The 20,344-nt window shown below is 40.2% G+C and carries 17 protein-coding genes and 1 tRNA gene; 8 read left to right on the plus strand and 10 right to left on the minus strand.

Annotation, left to right across the window (positions count from 1 at the left end):
* Positions 1 to 2 precede the first annotated feature (2 nt).
* Positions 3 to 1,574 carry a hypothetical protein gene (locus CH352_RS08725; RefSeq protein WP_100704915.1) on the plus strand — a complete coding sequence of 524 codons (1,572 nt, stop codon included), beginning with the start codon at positions 3 to 5 and terminating at the stop codon, positions 1,572 to 1,574.
* Here CH352_RS08725 and recR read toward each other — a convergent pair.
* Genes recR through CH352_RS08745 form a run of 4 tightly spaced genes read right to left on the minus strand, consistent with a single transcriptional unit; the run spans position 1,571 to position 4,481 of the window.
* Entirely contained in the window at positions 1,571 to 2,164 is a 594-nt protein-coding gene (gene recR, locus CH352_RS08730; protein WP_100704916.1) for a recombination mediator RecR, read from the minus strand. The two genes, CH352_RS08725 and recR, sit on opposite strands and share 4 nt — an antisense overlap.
* Positions 2,157 to 2,504 (minus strand): YbaB/EbfC family nucleoid-associated protein, encoded by a 348-nt coding sequence (locus CH352_RS08735; RefSeq protein ID WP_100704917.1) that lies wholly within the window; start codon positions 2,502 to 2,504, stop codon positions 2,157 to 2,159. Before CH352_RS08735 ends, recR begins: the two co-directional genes overlap by 8 nt.
* A gap of 10 nt (positions 2,505 to 2,514) precedes the next feature.
* Entirely contained in the window at positions 2,515 to 3,963 is a 1,449-nt protein-coding gene (gene dnaX, locus CH352_RS08740) for a DNA polymerase III subunit gamma/tau (RefSeq protein ID WP_100704918.1), read from the minus strand.
* 59 nt (positions 3,964 to 4,022) lie between these two features.
* The gene (locus tag CH352_RS08745) at positions 4,023 to 4,481 is read right to left on the minus strand and encodes a nucleoside deaminase (protein WP_100704919.1); all 459 of its coding nucleotides are present in this window, start codon (positions 4,479 to 4,481) and stop codon (positions 4,023 to 4,025) included.
* A 73-nt stretch (positions 4,482 to 4,554) separates the two neighbouring features.
* On the opposite strand from CH352_RS08745, the gene CH352_RS08750 reads away from it, so the two are divergent.
* Positions 4,555 to 6,159 carry an anti-sigma factor antagonist gene (locus CH352_RS08750; RefSeq protein WP_100704920.1) on the plus strand — a complete coding sequence of 535 codons (1,605 nt, stop codon included), beginning with the start codon at positions 4,555 to 4,557 and terminating at the stop codon, positions 6,157 to 6,159.
* Here CH352_RS08750 and CH352_RS08755 read toward each other — a convergent pair.
* Together CH352_RS08755 and CH352_RS08760 are read right to left on the minus strand one after the other, a co-directional pair.
* Positions 6,156 to 6,368, minus strand: a complete 213-nt coding sequence (locus CH352_RS08755; RefSeq protein ID WP_165780126.1) for a transcriptional coactivator p15/PC4 family protein — start codon at positions 6,366 to 6,368, stop codon at positions 6,156 to 6,158. The two genes, CH352_RS08750 and CH352_RS08755, sit on opposite strands and share 4 nt — an antisense overlap.
* Before the next feature lie 115 nt (positions 6,369 to 6,483).
* A complete protein-coding gene (locus CH352_RS08760) occupies positions 6,484 to 7,416 on the minus strand; it encodes a ferredoxin reductase domain-containing protein (protein WP_100704922.1) in 933 nt (310 codons plus the stop codon).
* A 257-nt stretch (positions 7,417 to 7,673) separates the two neighbouring features.
* Between CH352_RS08760 and lpxD the strand changes: the two genes are divergently transcribed.
* Positions 7,674 to 8,726 carry a UDP-3-O-(3-hydroxymyristoyl)glucosamine N-acyltransferase gene (gene lpxD / locus CH352_RS08765; RefSeq protein WP_100705275.1) on the plus strand — a complete coding sequence of 351 codons (1,053 nt, stop codon included), beginning with the start codon at positions 7,674 to 7,676 and terminating at the stop codon, positions 8,724 to 8,726.
* Positions 8,727 to 9,142: 416 nt separating this feature from the next.
* Here the strand turns inward: lpxD and CH352_RS08770 are convergent, their stop codons facing one another.
* The 3 genes from CH352_RS08770 to CH352_RS08780 form a co-directional block, all read right to left on the minus strand.
* On the minus strand, positions 9,143 to 10,336 hold the full coding sequence (locus tag CH352_RS08770; RefSeq protein WP_100704923.1) for a multidrug effflux MFS transporter: 1,194 nt from the start codon (positions 10,334 to 10,336) through the stop codon (positions 9,143 to 9,145).
* A 31-nt stretch (positions 10,337 to 10,367) separates the two neighbouring features.
* Positions 10,368 to 11,981, minus strand: a complete 1,614-nt coding sequence (locus CH352_RS08775; protein WP_100704924.1) for a long-chain fatty acid--CoA ligase — start codon at positions 11,979 to 11,981, stop codon at positions 10,368 to 10,370.
* A gap of 113 nt (positions 11,982 to 12,094) precedes the next feature.
* Positions 12,095 to 12,811, minus strand: coding sequence for a hypothetical protein (locus CH352_RS08780; protein WP_243396182.1), 717 nt, complete (start codon positions 12,809 to 12,811; stop codon positions 12,095 to 12,097).
* A 111-nt stretch (positions 12,812 to 12,922) separates the two neighbouring features.
* Between CH352_RS08780 and CH352_RS08785 the strand changes: the two genes are divergently transcribed.
* From CH352_RS08785 to CH352_RS08805, 5 genes are all read left to right on the plus strand, one after another.
* Positions 12,923 to 13,189 (plus strand): metal-sensitive transcriptional regulator, encoded by a 267-nt coding sequence (locus tag CH352_RS08785; RefSeq protein ID WP_100704925.1) that lies wholly within the window; start codon positions 12,923 to 12,925, stop codon positions 13,187 to 13,189.
* 149 nt (positions 13,190 to 13,338) lie between these two features.
* Positions 13,339 to 13,569 (plus strand): YgaP family membrane protein, encoded by a 231-nt coding sequence (locus CH352_RS08790; RefSeq protein WP_100704926.1) that lies wholly within the window; start codon positions 13,339 to 13,341, stop codon positions 13,567 to 13,569.
* A 5-nt stretch (positions 13,570 to 13,574) separates the two neighbouring features.
* A complete protein-coding gene (locus CH352_RS08795; protein ID WP_100704927.1) occupies positions 13,575 to 15,002 on the plus strand; it encodes a TolC family protein in 1,428 nt (475 codons plus the stop codon).
* Positions 14,992 to 18,141, plus strand: a complete 3,150-nt coding sequence (locus CH352_RS08800) for an efflux RND transporter permease subunit (protein ID WP_100704928.1) — start codon at positions 14,992 to 14,994, stop codon at positions 18,139 to 18,141. The genes CH352_RS08795 and CH352_RS08800 overlap by 11 nt, the downstream gene beginning before the upstream one ends.
* Positions 18,142 to 18,270: 129 nt before the next feature.
* Positions 18,271 to 19,728: an NAD(P)/FAD-dependent oxidoreductase gene (locus tag CH352_RS08805; protein WP_100704929.1), complete on the plus strand. Its 1,458-nt coding sequence runs from the start codon at positions 18,271 to 18,273 to the stop codon at positions 19,726 to 19,728.
* Positions 19,729 to 20,167: 439 nt separating this feature from the next.
* Here the strand turns inward: CH352_RS08805 and CH352_RS08815 are convergent.
* Positions 20,168 to 20,249: transfer RNA gene (locus CH352_RS08815), tRNA-Leu, on the minus strand.
* Positions 20,250 to 20,344: the final 95 nt, after the last annotated feature.

The following is a 20,344-nucleotide window of genomic DNA, read 5'->3' on the forward strand; positions in this document are numbered from 1 at the left end:
TCGTGTTGGACTCTCTGTTTCAAAAGATCCGAACTTTCGTCCTAGTTATTTTTGTTCTTGCTGGTATTTCTATTTCTGCTCAGGAAGTAGAGGAAAAGACAAAGATAGATTTCCAAGGAAACTATAGGGTGCGTGGTTTCAATTTAGGAAGAGATATTTATACTTCCAGACAGACTCCTGTGACTCCATATAATCGTTCTGATTTCGTACAGCAGTATAATAAAGACACCCTCACAAAATATCAAAATGAATTAGCTGCTAGAGAAAAAGGTTATCCTAGCACTCTCAGTCCTCAGAAAGAAGATACAACTTATTACGATGCAAGGATGACCTTGAATATGAACTTCTCCACTTCGAAATATTTCGAAGCATTGGTGGGTGTTCAGATAGGGGATATTATCTTCGGGGGAAGAGGAGTTAATCAAAGTTCCAGTGTTGGACCTGGACAAGGCGGAGAAGCCACATTTAGTTCTGCAGTGAATATGCAGACAAACTTTCTCTATCTCAATTTTAAATTGCCTGAGAAAAGTTTTACTGCAAGGGTTGGTCTTCAACTTTTCACGTCAGCACAAGGTAGAGTAGTGTTCGTACCTGGAACAGGAGTGAACTTAACCAAAGATATCAGGGATTGGAATACAACAATAGAGGGTGGTTGGTTCGTAGCGAAGCAGAATAATCTTACCGATTTGGATAAAAATACTTTCGCGGATAAAAATTACCAAGGTTCGAATATTTATTTTTATAAGATTAAAACTAGTTTCTTTAATAATGCAAAACATGAGCTATATAGTTTTTACTTGGATGATAATTTAAGAGATATTCAGGATGTAAGTGGTGTGTATGGTCTTGTTTCCAGAACAAGCGAAAGTAATCAATTGTTCTGGCACGGTCTATTCAACGAATTCAATTTTTCGGATTTTACATTAACTGTTCATGGTATCTATAATCACGGACATGTTAAATCTTTGAATCCTTATAGAGATGCAAATGGGGACGAGATCCAAAGAAAGTACGACTTGTATCAGATCAAAGGCGGATTCTTTGATACACAACTCTCTTATCGATACAATGAATCCGTAAGTGTTACCGCAATGGGTTCCGGTTCAACAGGAAGACCTGGTTACGAAAAAGATGGTACTAGATCTAATTTACATGGAAATGGTTATCGAACATTACTCCCAGGATATTCTCTTTCCAACATTGCAAACGACTTTACGGGAGGTTATGCATTATTCTCCGGTAGAGACATGAGCGGTCTATATGAATACGGGATTTTTACGGATATAGTTTTATCAGGCCCTCTGGTCTTAACTTTAGGTTATTATAGATTATATGGAACCAAATCTCCACTTATAGATAATAACAGATTTTACAATGAGGAAAACTTCTATCATACTTCTGCATACTTTGGCCAGGAATATAACCTGAACCTAAGATGGAGTGCGTTCAGAGATATGCAGATACTTTTACGTTCCGGTTATTTTGTGGCAGGAAACGGATTGAAAGCTTATTTAGACACGACACAAGGAACAATCTTAAGAGAATTGTTCGTCACTGCAGAGCATAGATTCTAAAGTTTGAGTCTGGAGCGAATTGCCCTTCCTAAAGTGTATTGGTCCGCGAGCTCTATAGAGCCACCCACAGTAATTCCATAAGCAATCCTGGTAACAGTTACATTAAAATTCTTTAATTGATGGTTTAGATAATCGGCAGTTGCGTCCCCTTCTAATGTAGGGTTTGTAGCAACTAAAACTTCTTTCAAATCCTCCGGTTCGATTCTACTCAGAAGTTCTCTAATGCGTAGATCTTGAGGTCCAACTCCTTCTAAAGGAGAGATCACGCCGTTTAATACATGATATCTTCCTTTGAATTCTCCTGTGTTTTCTATAAAGAAAACGTCTTCAGGTTGTTCAACCACGCAAACTGTATGACTGTCTCTTTTTTCGGAGAGGCAAAGATCGCAGATCTCTTCTTCAGAATATGAGCCGCATCGAGAGCAGAAACGGATCCTTCCTTTTACTTCCGATAAACTTTGAATGAACCCGTTAAAAACTGCGGGGTCCTGTCTTAATAAATGAAAACTGATACGGTAAGCACTTTTTCTTCCGATCCCAGGAAGAGAAGAAAGAGCATTTACCATTCCCTCGATTAAATGTTCAGCCAAGGTTACCGCCGAATAATTTGGAAATTTCGGAGAGATCCAGTCCGCCTGTGATTGATTTTAATTCGTACTCGGCAGCTTGTTTTGCTTTTTGGACGGCATCGTTAGTCGCTGCCATTACCAGATCTTCTAACATTTTATTATCTTCTGAATCGAATAATGCACGATTGATCTTTACATCTACGATCAGTCCATCTCCGGTCGAAGTGACTTGCACCATGCCAGCGCCTGCGTCACCCATTACTCTCAAGCTAGAGATCCTCTTTTTGATCTCTTCCATTTTGCCGCGCATTTCTCCCATCTTGGAAAAAATTTCGGATGCGTTTTTTAGATTTTCAAACATGGTTTACACCCTAGAGTCCCAGCTTGGGTACTTTGGAAGGATCTATATCCGTTCCTAAAAATTCGTTTTTAAAAGATTTTTCCCATTCTGCGTCTTCAGAAGAAACACCTTTAGCCAGATCTTCTAGAGAAGAAAGTGGCCCTGCTTTTTGTTCTTGAGGAATTTCTTTCTTCTCATTAGACACAATTGGAGAAGGAGTCGGGGCTGCAGTTTGTATTTCTTTTGCCGGAGTAGGAGCTTGCTTTTTTGGAACTTCGAATGCGACGGATGCTGTGCCGGCGTCCTGATCTTGGATCATCAATATGAGATGATTGATCCTATCTACAAGTCCTGCAAGACTAGGTTTAGCTAGATCTTCCGTAAGTTTTTTGATCTGAATCTCAATGAAAATTTTAATCTCAAAAGAGTTTCTTAAACGAAGAGTTTTAACTTTTTCGAATAATTCAAAAAGACGAAAAGAAAGTTTGTTCAACGCGATAGGGTCAACCGATTCGAAGTCCTTTCTCATCTTGATCAAATCTTCTCTAGGATAGTTTGCTGATTCGGAATCTGCTGCGGAATCTTTCACTAAACATACTGTATGAGTGAACTCGATCGAATCCCAAAGAAATTTGTATATGTCCTGACCTTCTTGGTATAAGTTCTCGATGATCTGTAATGACTTGGAAGAATTTTCTTCATCTACCAGGCTCTTAATAAAATCGGATAAGAAATCGATCCCATGATAACCGATCATTTTTCTGATCTCGGATCCTAAGAGTTTATTATCTGTGAACACAAGAGCCTGCTCCATAAAGGAAAGCATATCTCTTACAGAGCCGTCACCCTTCTTCGCTACCCAAAACAATCCTTCCGAATCGTACTTTGTGTTTTCTTCCTTACATAAATTCTCCGCGTAATCTTGGAGTACGGATAAAGGAACTTTTTTAAAAATAAAGTCTTGGCAACGGGATAAAATTGTCTCTGGAATTTTATGGTACTCTGTGGTTGCTAGAACGAAAACCACGTGAGCTGGAGGTTCTTCTAAAGTTTTTAAAAGTGCATTGAAGGATTGGTCAGTAAGCATGTGCACCTCATCTATGATGTACACTTTGTATTTACCGCCCATCGGAGTGAATTTTACGTTATCTCTAAGTTCTCTGATATTTTCTATACCGCGGTTACTAGCAGCATCTATTTCAAGAACATCTCCGGAAATTCCTTTAGTGATCTCTTGGCAAGAATCGCACTGATTGCATGGCTCGTTATCGATAGGATTTTGGCAGTTTAATCTTTTTGCAAAGATCCTAGCGATTGTAGTTTTTCCAACACCACGAGGGCCGAAAAAAATATACGCATGACCTATCTTTCCGGATTTAACCGCGTTTTGTAATGCACCGATCGCAAGATTCTGATGGATCACGTCCTGGAATCTTTGGGGACGATATTTGCGGGAGAGAACTTCGTGATTTCCGGCCATAGGTTGTAATTTTACCAGATAGTATGGGACAAGAAAGAAGGAAAAGCCTAAAAGTCCGTCTAATTTCTCTTATCTTTGAAGAAAGTTTTGAATAACTCTGTGGTAGCTTCTGACTTAATTAGTACGAGTTCTGGAAAAAAATTTCTACTATAGATCGTTTCTAAAGGAAGGGAAGATATTCCTTCTCCCAATTTTGCGGGGACCAGATATGCTACTTTAGGGATTCTAGAAAGAAGAATAGAACCTCCACACATCAAACAAGGTTCCAATGTGGTTATGAGGATACAATCAGTGAGATATCTTTCCTTGCAGATCCGTTTTGCTTCAGAAATAGCGAGAACTTCGCTATGTAAGGAAGAATCTTCCGAAATTTCAACTGAGTTGAAAGCTTCACAGACTAAACTTCCGTTTTTGTAAATTTGTGTGAAACTAGGGATCTCATCGGACTTTTGAGTACGAATTTCCGCAAATCGGTCTAAAAAAACCTTAAGTAATGGCTCTATAATTTCTTGGCTCATTTTCGGTTTCTATTTCCGTTTCCCTTTTAAATTCTTCTTGCTCTTAGCGTATGTAAATGGTTTTTTCTAGCGCATGATTCTTTCGGCCAAATTGATGAGACCGGCCGGTTCTTCCGCAAAGTCCAATACTCTACTTATACGTTTAAATTCTCCTACGGGACCTGCTTCCGTTCAAAGGCAACCTTTAGTTTTAGGGCTAGCCTTGGACAGAAGTTGGTCCATGAAAGGAAGTAAGATGGATTCGGTGATCCAGGCATCTTCTTCCTTGGTCAATTGGTTGACCCGTCGCGATTTTTTAACCGCTGTTGCTTACGCAGAAGACGTTCAGGTCATCCAACCGCTAGTTCCTTTGGCCGAAAAAAATTCAGTCATTCATAGATTGAATTCTATCCAAGTGGGTACTTCTACCAACCTAAGTGGCGGATGGCTTCATGTTCTGAGAACCTTAGAATTACATCCTATCGCTGATGGTTATAAAAGAGTTATCCTTCTTACTGATGGAAATCCAACATTAGGGATCAAGGATCCTGTTCAGCTCATCCAAATTGCAGCTGATGCTTATAAAAAAGGGATCAGCACAACTGTTATCGGTTTCGGTAACGACTTCAACGAAATTCTTTTAAAAGAGATCGCAGAGTCCGGCGGAGGAAATTTCTACTACGTGGAAACTCCTGAAGAGACTGGAGATATATTCTTCAAAGAGTTTGGAGACATCGGGACCTTATACGCGCAATCTATCGAACTCAAAGTGGATTTTCCGAAAGGAATGGATTTTCTTGATATAGTCTCAGAAGTTTCTTCTTACCAAGAGCCTGACCCTGAAGAGACAGGACGTACTAAAACATTGGTATTAGAAGTCGGAGATATGAGAGCGGACGATGTAAAAAGTCTAGTGGTACAACTTCGCCCAACTAAAAAGGAAACTCCTGCGAATATTAACATTTCTGCAAGTTATTATGAATTAACCGATGGCGCTAAGTTAGAACAGAAAACTATAGATATTCCGTTAGATTGGAGCGATGACTCTGCCAAGGAAGATGCCGACGTAGTTGTCGAGGCTACGATCGCGAAAACCGGAAAAGGTTTAAGAAAAGCCGGAACACTTCTGAAAGAAGGTTATACAGAAGAATCTATTGCGCTCTTGAATGATCTTATTAAAGACATTAATGAGAAGGAAGAATTAGCTCCGGAAGTTTTACAAACTCTTGGCTTTCGGGTGAGTTCTTTAAAGAATCGGATCTTGGAAAATTCTCCTACGGCAGCAAAACATTTGGTGGCTTCAGCCTCCGAACTTCAATACGGAGCGATGGAAAACTTTCCGGACGATGGAGTGGAATACCACGATCAGATCTTTGCCTTCCGTACGAATGAAGATATAGATCTTTATAAATGCCCTGAGATTAAAACTGCGATCCAAGAAAAGATGAAAGAAGGTTACAGATACATAGTATTTAATCTGGCTAAATCCTCTTATATTGACTCTTCTGCGATCGGTATGTTAATACAAATCGCAGGTTGGCTTAGAAAAAGAGGCGGAGAATTGATCGTTAGTAATCTAAGATCTTCCGTTAAAAAAGTATTCTCGATCACTCGATTAGAATCTCATATTCGCGCTTCTGAAACGGAAGAAGAGGCCCAAAGTTTATTAAAGGCCTGGATAGAAAGTAAGGCGGTTTAGCTTAGTGCGCTTTCCGCCGCAAGTATTGCATCTTTGACTTCCGAGTATAATCCGACCGGGATCGCGATCCCTTTTTGGGTAGGTTTGTATTCACCTTCGCTGTCTGTGTACCAAACTCTTAAGTTCAGATATTTATTTCCTTTAAATTCTGAAATTTCGACTCGGATGATCTCACCTTTGCCTTTATCGATATCTCGGATTACGCTCATAGTTTTCCCTTCCTGACGGCAAAAGACTAAATTCCCGGTTTTGGATTTCCAGTCGTTTTCGAAATAAAAAAGGCTCCCGTAGGAGCCTTTACTTAGAAAAATTTTAGAAAATCGATCAGTAGGTTTCCACGAATAATTGGTGGGCGCCTTCCAGATGATGTTTGTATTCTTCGTAAGTTCCGGAGTTTCCGTCGATCTTTTGGATCTCTTCGATTACTCCTTTTTCCATTCCTTTCGGACCACCGCAGATATAGAAACGTCCACCGGAAGAGAGAACTTTTTTAACTTCCGCTTCTAACATTCTAACTCTGTGAGAGATATACATTCTTCCGCCGTCGAAAGGATTGTTTTCTTCTCTGGAAATAGCGGTAACCAATTTGAAATTAGGGAACTTCTTCTCTAATCCTCTTAGGTAATCCATCATTACTAACTCATCGGAGTAAGGTGCTCCGTATACAAGAGTAACATTACCAGTGAAGTTAATAAGTTTATGTTCAAGAAGTTCTTCGCTCATTCCAACAAATGGAGCGATACCGGTTCCAGTTGCGAGGAACATGATGTCTCCGGAGAAGTCAGTGTTTGGAAGAAGGAATTTTTTTCCGGAAGGTCCGGTCATCACTACTTCGTCACCTTCTTTCAGATCACAAACGTAATTAGAACAAACTCCTTTGAACTGAACGTTTCCTTCCGCATCATAAACATTATCTCTTTTGATAATGAATTCGATCGTATCTTCTTTCATTCCGAAAGAGTAACTAGGAGAAGCGATTGAGTATAAACGCACTGTGTAGGCTGCGTCTGCTAAACCCTTTGCTTTTTTCTCAGGGTCTTCTCCAGGAGGAATGATACCGCCGGATTGTCCGATCAAATAAGGATACTGGCCATGGTCGATTGCTATAGTAATTCTATGAATTAAGGACTCGCCTTCTTTTTTAGGTCTTTTACCTTTTCCAGTTTCTGGAGTAAGTAAAACATTACTGATAACCTTAGCTTTTAGCGGGTTTGATTTTTTGAATATATTGATTTGCGGCTCTCTAACGGGCTTCATAGGCGGGCTGGATCCTGATGTCGATTTCTAATGTATTACAGATTTTTTTCGGAAGCTAATTCGTCAAACGGGATATTTCCAAAGGAAGAAGGGTCATTTTTCCGTATTATGTCTTCTTTATCTTTAATCCTTAGATAAGTACCTCTCTATGATATACATTAGCTTATCTAAGTAATTCGTTCTGAAATTTCGGATAGATCCGAATTCGATCCATGGATACGTTGGCAGATACTAAAAGTCTAGGAAAGAGGGTCTTAATGGCTAGATATACCTTGGAAGAACTGGCTTCCAAAATTTCCGGAGCAAAAATAGAAAATTGCGCGGACCCCAAAAAAGTTCAGGTGGAATCCGTTTCTCCGATTAACCCGGGAGTTACGAACAGCATTAGTTTTCTCGCAAATAAGAAGATGTTAAACGAGGCTAAGAAGACAGCCTCTACTATCATCCTTACTACTTCCGAGTTTGCAAAGGAATTAGAAGTGCCTTGTTTGGTTGTAGATAAACCGGATCTAATACTTGCTCAGGTCTTAGATCTGATCTATCCTCCTCATAAGTTCGAAAACAAAGTAGAAGCGAATGCATTCGTTCATCCTAAAGCAAAGATCGGTAAAAATTGTTATATAGGAAATTTTGCATCCGTTGGAGAAGATGCTGAGATCGGAGACAACTCTGTCCTAGAAGATGGAGTTCGTATCGGAAGAGGGGCAAGAGTCGGAGAAGGTTCCCATATAGGGCCGAATAACGTGATCCACCACGGAGTCATTATAGGAAAAAGATTTAGATCTTTCGGAAATTGTACTATTGGCGGAGATGGATTCAGATTTGTATTTGCAAACGGTAAACACAACAAGATCCCTCAAGTCGGAACAGTGATTGTGGGAGATGATGTTGAGATGGGTTCCAATAGCGCAATCGATAGAGGCGGTCTGGAAAACACAATCATTGGCGACGGCTGTAAATTCGATAACCTAGTTCATATCGGTCACAACTGTGTATTAGGAAAGAATGTTGTAATTGCGGGTTACACTGGTGTCGCAGGTTCTACAACGATAGGAGATAACGTTACTATCGGCGGAGGTTGTGGCATCGCGGATCATCTTAGCATCCCAAGCGGGACAATCGTAGGTGGAGGAACTTCTGTCAGAAATACTCTCACTAAGCCTGATATCTATGTGGGCTGGGACTATGGACTAACTTTCCCGGAGTTCCAAAAACTCAGAGTGAATATCAAGAACGTGGTCAATTTCCAAAAATGGGCCAGAAGAATAAAGGCTATAGAGTCCAAACTCGGTCTTAACTCCGAGGAATAAGCTATAATCTAAAGTGGCCCCGATTCGAGATACTCAGCTTAGAATCGCCTAAATCAAGGATTCTAAGCTGAGTCCAAAATCTTTCCGAATTATGTCCAATAGGCTTGACATGGTTCGGAGAAGGTTCAATTCTTCGCCTTATCCCAATCCGGAGGCTAGCCTTGAATACCCGACCCAATACTGAGGTCTTGGACCATATTCCAAACTCCCAGATTTCCGGGCGGGACTTTCCTCAAATAAATAGATTAGGAAAGTTGTTGGATTCTTATGCGGACAATTTGCTGGAACCACATTCACAAAAAGTGGTGCTTATCAGCGAATTAAGATATACCCGCAATTAAACAAAAACAGATCTTTGATAAGACCCGAATTCTCGGGTCCATCATTCCTTCTTCTCATTTTATCAAGAAAGAATATTAAGATTCTTTAATTCTTTTATGAGCTTTTCCAAAGAAAAATAGAGAAGCTAAAGACATAACGCCGGAAATCGACATCACTGCGATCATCGGATAAGCGGTTCCGTCATGAAGAAGGCTAACTGCCGCAGTGGAAACGGCACCGAATACCATCTGCAATGCTCCCATTAAAGCGGATGCACTTCCTGCATTTTTTGAAAAAGGGGCCATTGCAAGTGCAGAAGCATTCGGAACAATAAGTCCGAAAGCGCTCACTAAGAAGAAGATCAAAACAAGCATAGGAATAAATCCTAGGCCAAAAATTTGGAAGATCACAAGCAAAGAACAAAGTATCAAATAGGAATATCCGACATACTTAACAATTGTTGCCGCTTCGAATTTTTTAAGAAGAATACGATTGATCTGACTTGAGAGGATCAAACCGAAAGCGTTAAATCCAAATAAATAGCTATATTCAGTTTGAGTGAGTCCGTTCAAAACCATGAACACGAACGGAGAACCTCCTATGTAGGCAAACATTACTGAGGCGGAAAATCCGGAACTAAGTACATATGTTTTGAAGATCGGATTGGAAAAGACTTCAATATATTCTTTGATCACTGGAGCAATCTTAAGAGAAATAGAAGAATCTCCTCCTTTGGAGTCTTGAAATATCAAGACTGACCCAAAAAGCATCAAAGTAGAAATTCCCGTAAGAGTAAAAAATATCCAGTTCCAACTTGCAAACTGTAAAAGAAGTCCGCCTACGGTAGGAGCAAGTATCGGAGCGATTCCCATTACTAAAATGATCTGAGAAAAGACTTTAGCTCCTTCATGAGGAGAGAACACATCTCTTACGACTGCCCTTGGGATTACCATTCCTGCGCAAGCGCCCAAGGATTGTAAAAAGCGGAAGAAAATTAATGCATTAACTGAATTCGAAAATCCGCAAGCTAATGAACTCATTATGTATAGCGTAAGACCAATGAGCAAAGGAATCTTACGGCCGAAACGATCTATGATCGGCCCATAAAATAATTGTCCGAAGGAAATTCCAAAAAAGAAACTAGTTAACGTTAGTTGCACGTCTGAGATTGGAGTTCCAAGATCTTTTGCAATCTCATTCATACCCGGAAGATACATGTCGATCGAAAAAGGTGCAATTGCAGTCAAAGCCCCAAGTACTAGGATTAAAATGCCGTTAGATTTGCTCACTCTCCTAGAATTGGATGGGAATACTAGCGGTCTATTCTTCTAATTCTTTTCTTAGAATTTTCTTATCGAACTTGCCTACGCTTGTCTTTGGAATTGCAGAAACCGACCGAATATCATCTATCTTTGGTAATTGCCAGTGAGCAAAATGATCTTTCAGTCGATCATGGATCTTCTTCGGATCTACTTCTTTACCTTCTAGAGGAACCACAAAGATTACTGGGGCCTCGTCTCTTACTGGATCCTTTCTTCCTACAACTGCTGCTTCTAGAACATCCGGATCTGCCATAACAAGATTTTCCATATCTACTGAAGAGATCCATTCTCCTCTTGTTTTGATTAGATCTTTTTTGCGATCTGTGATTTGCATGTAACCGAATTCATCAAGGACTACAACGTCTCCTGTGCGGAACCAACCGTCGGAGGTAAAAGATTCGGAAGATTCCCCGCTTTTATAAGATGCAGCGATCCAAGGTCCTCGTACTAAAAGTTCACCGGGAGTTTTTCCATCTTTTGGAACATCTGTACCGTTATCATCGATTGCACGGATCTCTACCCCGGGGACAGGCACACCTTGTTTAGCTCTGTAAGAATATCTTTTACTATCATCCCAATTTTTCATAAAACCGCGAAGATGAGAGACAGTTCCAACGGGAGAAGTTTCGGTCATTCCCCAAGCGTGAAGAATGGAGATCCCGAACTCTTTTTCAAAACCTTCGATTAGACCCCGAGGCGCGGCTGAACCACCGACTACCATAGTATGGAGTTTCAGATTATATTTCGTTTTCTTTAAGTGTTGATAGAGAACATTCCAAACTGTAGGAACTCCCGCTGTTAATGTAACTTCTTCAGATTCTAATAATTCCGCAAGCGCAGCTCCTAAAAGATGTTTTCCGGGAAATACTAACTTACATCCGGTCATCACTGAAGCAAAAGGAATTCCCCAAGAATTTACATGGAACATCGGAACTACCGGAAGGACAGTTTCTGATTCTCTAATACACAATGCGTCTCCCATGCATATTGACATAGAATGTAAAAATGTGGATCTATGAGAATAAACTACTCCTTTCGGATTCCCCGTCGTTCCGGAAGTATAGCAAATTCCTGCTGCTTCGAACTCATCTATAATTTCGAAATTTTCAACCTCATCTCCTGTTTTCAAAAAATCTTCATACGAGATCGCATTTGGAAGATTCGGGAAAGGAATATTCTCCTTGTCATCGATGATGATAAACTTTTGGACTCCGTGGATTTGACTTAGATTCTTTTCGATCGCAGTAGCTAAAGATTTATCTACAAAGATAAATTTATCCTTAGCTTCGTTGATGATATAAGTAAGTTGTTCCGGAAATAATCGAATATTGATCGTATGAAGAACTGCTCGAATACTCGGGATTGCAAAATATAATTCCAAGTGAACGGAATGATTTAAACAAAAAGTGGCGATTGCTTCTCCGGGTTTTACACCCGCTTTTCGTAATGCACTCATCAAACGGATCGTTCTTTTGTAAAATTCTCCGTAAGTTAATCTTTGGATGGAATTATCATGCCATTTGGTTACGATTTCCTTATGAGGATGAACCTCTTTTGCTCTTTTTAAAATGGAAGGCAAAACCAGTGGATAATCCATCATTGTGGAACGCATAAACTTCTCCGCATAAATTGTCGGGCCAAGATTATTGCATTGAATTAGTTGAGGTCAAGAAGAATCGAAAGAATTGTAAATTGTTTTATCTCTAAACAAAGTTAGTCGAAGATTTACTTGCAATACCCTGCCATCGTAAATCCTAACTCATAAGCTGTGAAAATTTGAATATTTGCCGCCCAAGCAAGTTTAGGATCAGCGTCTGTTAGACCTGACGTTGCGATTGTAATGGGCTCCAATATTTTTTGAGTGAATTCACAGGGAGAAACAGGAATCCCTTGATCACCTTTCATATATTTTCCAAGAGAGAAGAATAGAAAGTTCCTTACAATCTGAGACTTGCCTTGCACTGCGTTTGCGAATTTAAGATAAGATCCTAAATTGGTTTCAAGTTCTTGTCTTGCCTTTAGATCTAACGGGTTTTTCTTTAATTTTGCTGCAGTTGCCTGAAACTTTTTCTCTAGATCTATACGAAGTCTTTCTGCACAAAAGAATTCAGTTCCTTCTTTAGCATGAAAGGTCTCGTATTTAATCCTATAATATTCGAGTTTTCCGTCTTTGTTAAGTTGTAGATGTTTTCCTTCTCCTACTTCTGGAACATATACAATTTGCCCGGTAAGGTAAGTTTCTCGGATATTCTGCTCGGATATTTTATACAAAGTATCCAACATAATTTTCTCATTTTCGATAGAAGCATACTTTCCGGAAGAGAGGAATTGTAAACATGCCTCATTGATGTCCGGATGTTCCGCATAGACCTGTTGCATTCTTTGAGCGGAACCAACGCAAGAAATTAAGAATACGGAACAAAGACTAAGAATGGCTTTCATTTAGATAGAAGATCCGGCAATAAGATGTGTGATCCATCCTTTTTTATTATAATGGGGAGAAGGTTTTAGCATAATACTTGACATTTGCACATACCATACAGGGTATACGTTATGGAATTAGATGAAATAAGAAAACAACTTACTCATAGACTACATAGGATCAAAGGTCAGCTGGACGCGCTTGAAAAGAGTCTGCATAATAAGGATGAAGATTGTGAAAAAACCTTAATCCTACTAAAAGCCTCGAGTCAGGCGCTCAAAAAATTTGGTGAGGCATATGTTCAGGAATATATGGACAGATGTTTTTCCGAAAAGAAATCTTCTGTTTCTATCCAAAAAAACCTGAAAAAAGCGATTAAAGCCGCGTTCTCCTTATAATCCCTTCCTTTTAAGCAATCCCACACTTCTGCTATTGCGTTCGAACAGGCTTCGGACGCTCTTAAATTTATTGCATCTATAGATTTCTGTTGACTAATCATATACCCCTACGGGTATATGGATATTATATACCTAGGGGGGTATATAATATGGAGAATACAAACACTCAAAGCTGGTACTTGGAGAGAGTCTTGTTCCTGATTGCGGGATCCGTCTCTTTGATAGGTTTAATCATCGCGAACTTTTTCAGCCAGTGGGGACTTGTTCTAAATCTTTTAGTTGGGATCAATATGATCCTCTTTTCCATGACAGGATTTTGTCCTATGGGGTTTATTCTTACTCGATTGGGCATCCCTAAGAAATGCGGATCTGATAGGTAAATCCAATGAGATCTAAATCCGCTCTATCGCTTATACTGGGTGGGGTATTGTGTACGATACCTATTCCTAGCAAGGCTTCCGATCCTAATATGGATTTTTTCTCTGTATGGGAAAAGGTCGCCGGAAATTCTCCTTCTTTACAAACAAAAAGTTTGGAGATAGAAGCCGCGAAATCCGCAAGCGCTAGAGCGGGTTTACACTGGTTTCCAAAATTATACACAGATGTTCGTACGTATCAAACGAACGATCCAATCTTAAATTTTACGGGAAAACTGGGCCAAAGATCTGCAACTCAATCCGATTTTTCTACTGCAAGCAACCGGTCTAATCTTTCCAATTTTTTGGATTCCAACAACCAACTTTATCAAAATATAAATCCGAATTCGGCAAATATATTTGCGAAAGATACCTTAAATCACCCGGGAAACAATATCTATTCACGGGGAACTTTAGGTCTTGAGTTTTCCGTATATGAAGGTGGATCTGGGAAGGCCTTCAAGGAAATTAAAGATAAAGAGCTTCAATCTTATGTTCTTGAATCTGAATATTTTAGAAAAACTTTATATATTCAAACGGCTGTAGCATTTCATTCTTCTTTAGTGTTTTCCGACGGAGTTAAGGAAAGAGAAAAAATACTTCGTCAGTTGGACTTCTTTGTAAACGCGTATAGGCTGGATACCGCAGGGAATCCAATCGGACATTCCGGTTCTTTGGCATTAAAATCCGTTCAACTTAGGGTTTCTTCTGAAATAAAGGAGAAGGACCTTTATCGAAAAGAGTCCTTAGAATCGATCAGAATATTGTCCGGTGGCGCGCTGGAAAATTTACAACCTTCTGAAACTTCTTCCTCTCGTTTTTATGAAGAAGCTTTACCTTTGCCATCTTCCGAATCTGAGAGGCGTACTGCGATTTCTAAAATTCTAGAATCTCATTCAAATATATCTAAACAGAAGGTTGAGATGGAGAATTCAAAATTTCTTCCTAAGGTAGGAGTTTACGCGGAAGCGTATGGATATAACGGAGATAGGAATTTTGCAAACTCATACAACGCTGGTGTTTTTTTGCAAATGAATCTTCTTAATCCTACTGATCTCGGTTCCAAAAAAGAAGCTATGATCCAAGCGGATGTCGCAGAAACAAAAGCAAAGGAAGCAAGACTAAAAGAAAATTCTGATTTTAAGATCCTTTTAGAGAAAGAAAGAGTATTGTCTGAAAATCGAAAAGATTCCGAACAATCCTACCGTATCCAATACGAACAACTTCTTCTTTCTCAAACATTATTCAAAAGAGGTAATATTCCTGCTTCTAGTTTAGCGGAAAGTTTTTCCAGGACTTCGGACGCTTTGTCTAGGAAAGAGTTTATGGATTTAGAATATTTAAGAACAAGAGCTCAGCTCATCCTTTATTCAGAGGAAAACGATAATGGGAAATAATAAACAAGAACAAGCCGAAGGCTTTGCAGGAATACTTGCGGGAAAATTTATCCGCTCTAAGCTAACTCCGATCTTTGCGATAGTAAGTATCTTTGCAGGAATTTTATCCGTATATTTAACTCCAAAGGAGGAAGAGCCTCAGATTTCAGTTCCGATGGTGGATATTTCCTTTTCTTCTCCTCAATATTCTGCAAAGGAAATGGAAAGAAAAATTACGGAACCGGTAGAAAGATCCGTCTGGGGATTAGAGGGAGTGGAATACGTATATTCTGCAACTAGAGACCACCAGTCTTTGATCACTGTCCGTTTTAAGGTGGGTGAACCTTTAGAACCGTCGTTGGTTAAGATCCACCATAAAATTTTAGAGATCAGAAATCAACTTCCTCAGAATACTTCCGATCCATCAGTAAATTCTTATACAATCGACGATGTTCCTTTCCTAGCTATCACATTCAGTTCTACTGAAAAGGACGACTATTCTCTTCGTACTTTAGTTTCTCCTTTGGCAAGAGAGCTTTCCTCTACCCCAGATCTTTCCAAAGTGGAATTATTAGGAGGAAGAAAAAAATCAGTTCGAGTAATTGCAAATCCCCAAAGAATGAAAGAGTTCGGTGTGGATTTTATCCAATTGGCCGAAAGTCTTCAGGCAAATTCTTCCGACTTTCCTGCAGGGAAAAATTGGGGAGTCAAAAATGTTTATGACATAGAGATAGGTTCTTCTATCCGAAATACTGACGATCTAAATAAGATCCCTATCAAACAAAGTTGGGGAAGGGTTGTTAAACTCGGAGATATAGCACAAGTATACGAGGGTCCTCAAGAGAGAATCAAACAGTCCTTCTTCTTTCAAAAGGAAAATCCCGATGTTGGGGAGAATGCAGTCACAATCGTGTTTTCCAAAAGAAAAGGTACTAACGTAGAAGAATTGTCGAAAATTATCCGAGAACGTGCGGATGAATTTAGAAAAGATCTTCCTAACGGAATAAAACTGAGTGTGATCAGGGATTATGGCAGCACAGCAGGAGTAAAATCCAAGGAGCTTATTGAACATCTTCTTATCGCGACTATTTCAGTTTCAGTTTTGATCGCTTTATGGATGGGGATCCGCGCTTCTTTCGTAGTGTTCGTAGCGATCCCGGTTACGTTAGCTCTTACATTGGCAATTTATTATTTCATGGATTACACTTTAAATCGTGTAACCTTGTTCGCACTTATTTTTTCGATCGGGATACTCGTAGATGATGCAATAGTTGTGGTGGAGAATATAGAGCGGCATCTCGCCTTTCCTGGAAATAAAGGAAAGATCAGATCTATCTTGGATGCAGTTTCGGAAGTAGGAAATCCTACTATCTTGGCAACCTTTACCGTAATTGCTGCAATATTGCCGATGGCGTTCGTGCGCGGATTGATGGGACCATATATGAAGCCGATCCCCGTTGGAGCTAGCCTTGCAATGCTTCTTTCTCTTTTTGTAGCCTTCTCCGTTATTCCTTGGATTAGTTTAAAAATTTTGAAAGAGCATACTGCTACAAACGCAGGTCAGAAAATTTCTCGCTTAGATGCGATTTATCTTAAAATAGCAGGCTGGCTTTTAGAATCCCGATCGAACTTGATGAAAATGCTTACTTTGATCCTCGCATTATTTGCTATTTCGATTTCCTTAGTGGCATTCAAAGCGGTGAAAGTGAAGATGTTACCATTCGACGATAAAGACGAATTTCAAATCACTTTGGATTTTGATCCTAGAACCCCACTTTCTAAAACCGTAGAATTAAGTGGCGAACTCGCAAAATCCATTTTAAAGGAAGAGAATGTGGAGAAGATCCAGATTTTTGCCGGAGAGCCCGCACCCTTCTCCTTTTCTGGAATGGTAAAACATACATTTTTAAGAAGAGAAGAATGGAAATCGGATCTTCATATAGTTTTAAAAGACAAGGATTCTAGGAAAAAAAAGAGTCATGAGATCATAGAGTCCATTCGTCCTATTTTAGAAAAATATAATAAGGAAAATTCTGTACTTAGTAAAATATTGGAGATTCCTCCTGGACCTCCTGTTCTTTCTACATTAGTAATAGAAATATACGGGCCGACCGAAAAGGAAAGGATCCGAGTAGCTAAAGAGATCCGTTCTATAGCGGAAGCGCAAGAAGGAGTAGTAGATCTGGATTCTAGTCTTTCAGAAATAAGACCTAAAATCAGATATCCGTTCAAATTTGATAAAGGTGGACTTGCAGGAATTCCTTCTTATATGATCGCTAAAAATGCGGGATTTTTTTTCGGAGAAACTCCGGTGTTCATTCTATCCGAGTCGGATCATCCTGAAGATATTTCTGTCGACCTATCCGTCCCGAATGAATTTAGATCCTCATATTCTCCGTTTTCAAGTTGGGATCTATCTTCCCAATTTTCAGGATCTGTTTCTCCAAAGAATTTATTAGGAGAAGGAGAAAGAATTTCTTCTAAAGTACTCCATCGAAAAAATTTAAAACCATTAGAGTATGTAACCGCTGAATTTTCCGGAAAAGAAGAAGCTCCCGTTTACGGTATTCTTTCTTTGACTCCTAAAATTCAATATCCGATCTACACTTCGGAGGTACCCTGGAATACAAAACAGCCGACAGTAAAATGGGATGGGGAATGGTTCATAACGTATGAGGTCTTTCGAGACTTAGGCGGGGCATTTGCAGTTGTGATGATCTTGATCTATATATTGGTGCTTGGTTGGTTCCAAGATTATAAACTTCCGATCATCATCATGGCGCCGATACCGATCTCCCTTATTGGAATTATCCCAGGGCATTTAGTTTCTGGAGCTTACTTCACCGCGACGTCTATGATTGGATTTATCGCCGGAGCAGGGATCATAGTTCGAAATTCGATCATCTTAGTGGATTTTATTCAGGCCGAGATTGATGCAGGTAAGGATTTGAAGAGAGCAGTCTTAGACGCGGGAGTAGTTCGTTTTCGTCCGATGTTTTTGACCGCGGCAGCAGTGATTGTTGGATCTTCCGTTATGTTATTCGATCCTATTTTCCAAGGTTTGGCAGTGTCTTTGATTTTCGGAGAGATTGCAGCAACAGTGCTGAGCAGGTTCGTCGTTCCTGCGTTTTACTTTTGGTTTTCAGGAAGAAAAGCGTAAAACAATAACAAAAATAGGTCGTTTCAATAGAAGCGACCTGACAATTGTCGTTCTTTAAAAATCCGAATAAGTATCCTTTTTAGTTTGGATTTTTTCCTTTTTTGATATAATACCTATAGGGGTATATGTATGAAAACCGTAATTTTAGGCGGCGGAATTTCCGGCCATACAGCCGCGACACTTCTTAAAAAGTATGTAAAACAAAAGCACGAAGTCGTGGTAGTTACACCGAACTCACAATGGAATTGGATCCCTTCTAATATTTGGGTTGGGGTCGGGGCAATGAAACCTTCCCAAGTCACTTTCGAGTTGAAGCCGGTATATGACAAATTGGGAATTCGTTACGTGCAAGCGAAAGCGATTAGTATCCATCCGGAAGGTGGGCCTGAAGGCAATGGATCCTATGTAACTATTGAATATGTTTCCGGAGAAGAACAAGGAAAGAGAGAAACAATAGAATACGATTTTTGTGTGAACGCTACCGGACCTAAATTGAACTTCGATGCGACTCCAGGTTTGGGCCCTCAGCATGGGAATAGCTTGTCTGTTTGCACTTATTCACACGCTGAGGAAGCTAGCAAAAAATTAGGAGAAGCGATCCAAAGGATGAAGTCCGGAGAAACTCTTAACTTTGTGATCGGGACTGGGCATGGAACATGCACATGTCAAGGAGCAGCATTCGAATATTTATTCAATATAGACTATGAATTGCGTAAAGCTGGAGTGCGAGATCGTGCCCGTCTACTCTGGATCTCGAATGAATACGAATTGGGCGATTTTGGAATGGGAGGAATGCACTTGAAGCAAGGCGGCTATGTTACCAGCAGTAAAATTTTCGCGGAGTCTTTATTTGCCGAGCGAGATATTCAATGGAAGACTCGCTCCCATGTAACCAAATTAGAAAACGGTTTGATCTATTTCGTTACTCTAGATGGGGAATCAGGATATGTTCGCAGTGATTTTACAATGCTAATCCCGCCTTTTTCAGGAGTAGGATTAAAAGCCTATTCCAAATCCGGCCAGGAAATCACTGATACCTTATTTGCTCCGAATGGAATGATGAAGGTAGACGCAAACTACCAAGCGAAATCTTTCGAGCAATGGGAGCCTAAAGATTGGCCTAAAACATATCAATCGCCTTCGTTTCCGAACTTATTCGCTATTGGGATCGCATTCGCTCCGCCTCATCCGATTTCAAAAGTTATGAAAACGGAAGAAGGAGTGCAAATTTCTCCTACACCTCCTCGTACCGGAATGCCTTCCGCAACTATGGGACGCGCTGTCGCTAAAAGTATCGCCGACATGATCCTGAAGGAAAAACCCTTCCCAAGTCATACTGCCTCAATGGCGGAGATGGGAGCTGCTTGCGTCGCGTCCGCCGGAAAAGGATTATTTAACGGAACTGCTGCTTCTATGACCGTGTACCCTGTGGTTCCGGACTACAAGAAATATCCGAAATTCGGGCGATCCTTAAAATATACCACCGGAGAGATCGGATTGGCAGGCCATTGGATCAAGCTGCTTCTACACTACTTGTTCCTTTATAAGGCAAAAGCTAAGCCTGGATGGTGGGCGATTCCGGAATAAATGGGAGGGACAGATGAAAGTTGAGAACGTAAAGGAATGGATTCCGTTGGAAAATGCACAACTAAGGGATGCGTATACCCAAGGGGACTTCACTTCGGTACCTGGAAAAACCTTACTAAGATTACGTACCTGCGTTCTTTGGCAAATCTGGAGATTTTTTTGGATTAACGTGCGTATGACGTTGATGATCCTTAAATCTCATCACTGATTTCCGACGTTCGAATCTTGAATTTTTTGTCTTACTTAGTTTTGCCGAAGAAGGGACTCGCCTTTACGCAGTTTACCATCCTGGTAAACTAAGCTCCGAGGCGTCTCGTCTGAGCCTCAGGACATCCTGTCCTTCGGTCGCAAACATTACGCTCCCTAAGGGTCGCTATATTTGCTTTCTCAGACTCGCTTCGAGTCCCTTAGATCTTAATTTAATATCAGTGAAATTTTTTGCCGAAGAAGGGACTCGAACCCCCACGGTGTTACCCGCTGGTACCTGAAACCAGTGCGTCTACCAATTCCGCCACTTCGACTTGTGGTTGGAGGGATTTCTTTCCCTACGGATAATTTTGGCCTTGGGGACTTTCCGTCAGCTTATTTTTGGAATTCATTGACACGATAATTAATA

This window comes from Leptospira hartskeerlii (assembly GCF_002811475.1).
In the GTDB taxonomy this organism is placed as follows: Bacteria; Spirochaetota; Leptospiria; order Leptospirales; family Leptospiraceae; genus Leptospira_B; species Leptospira_B hartskeerlii.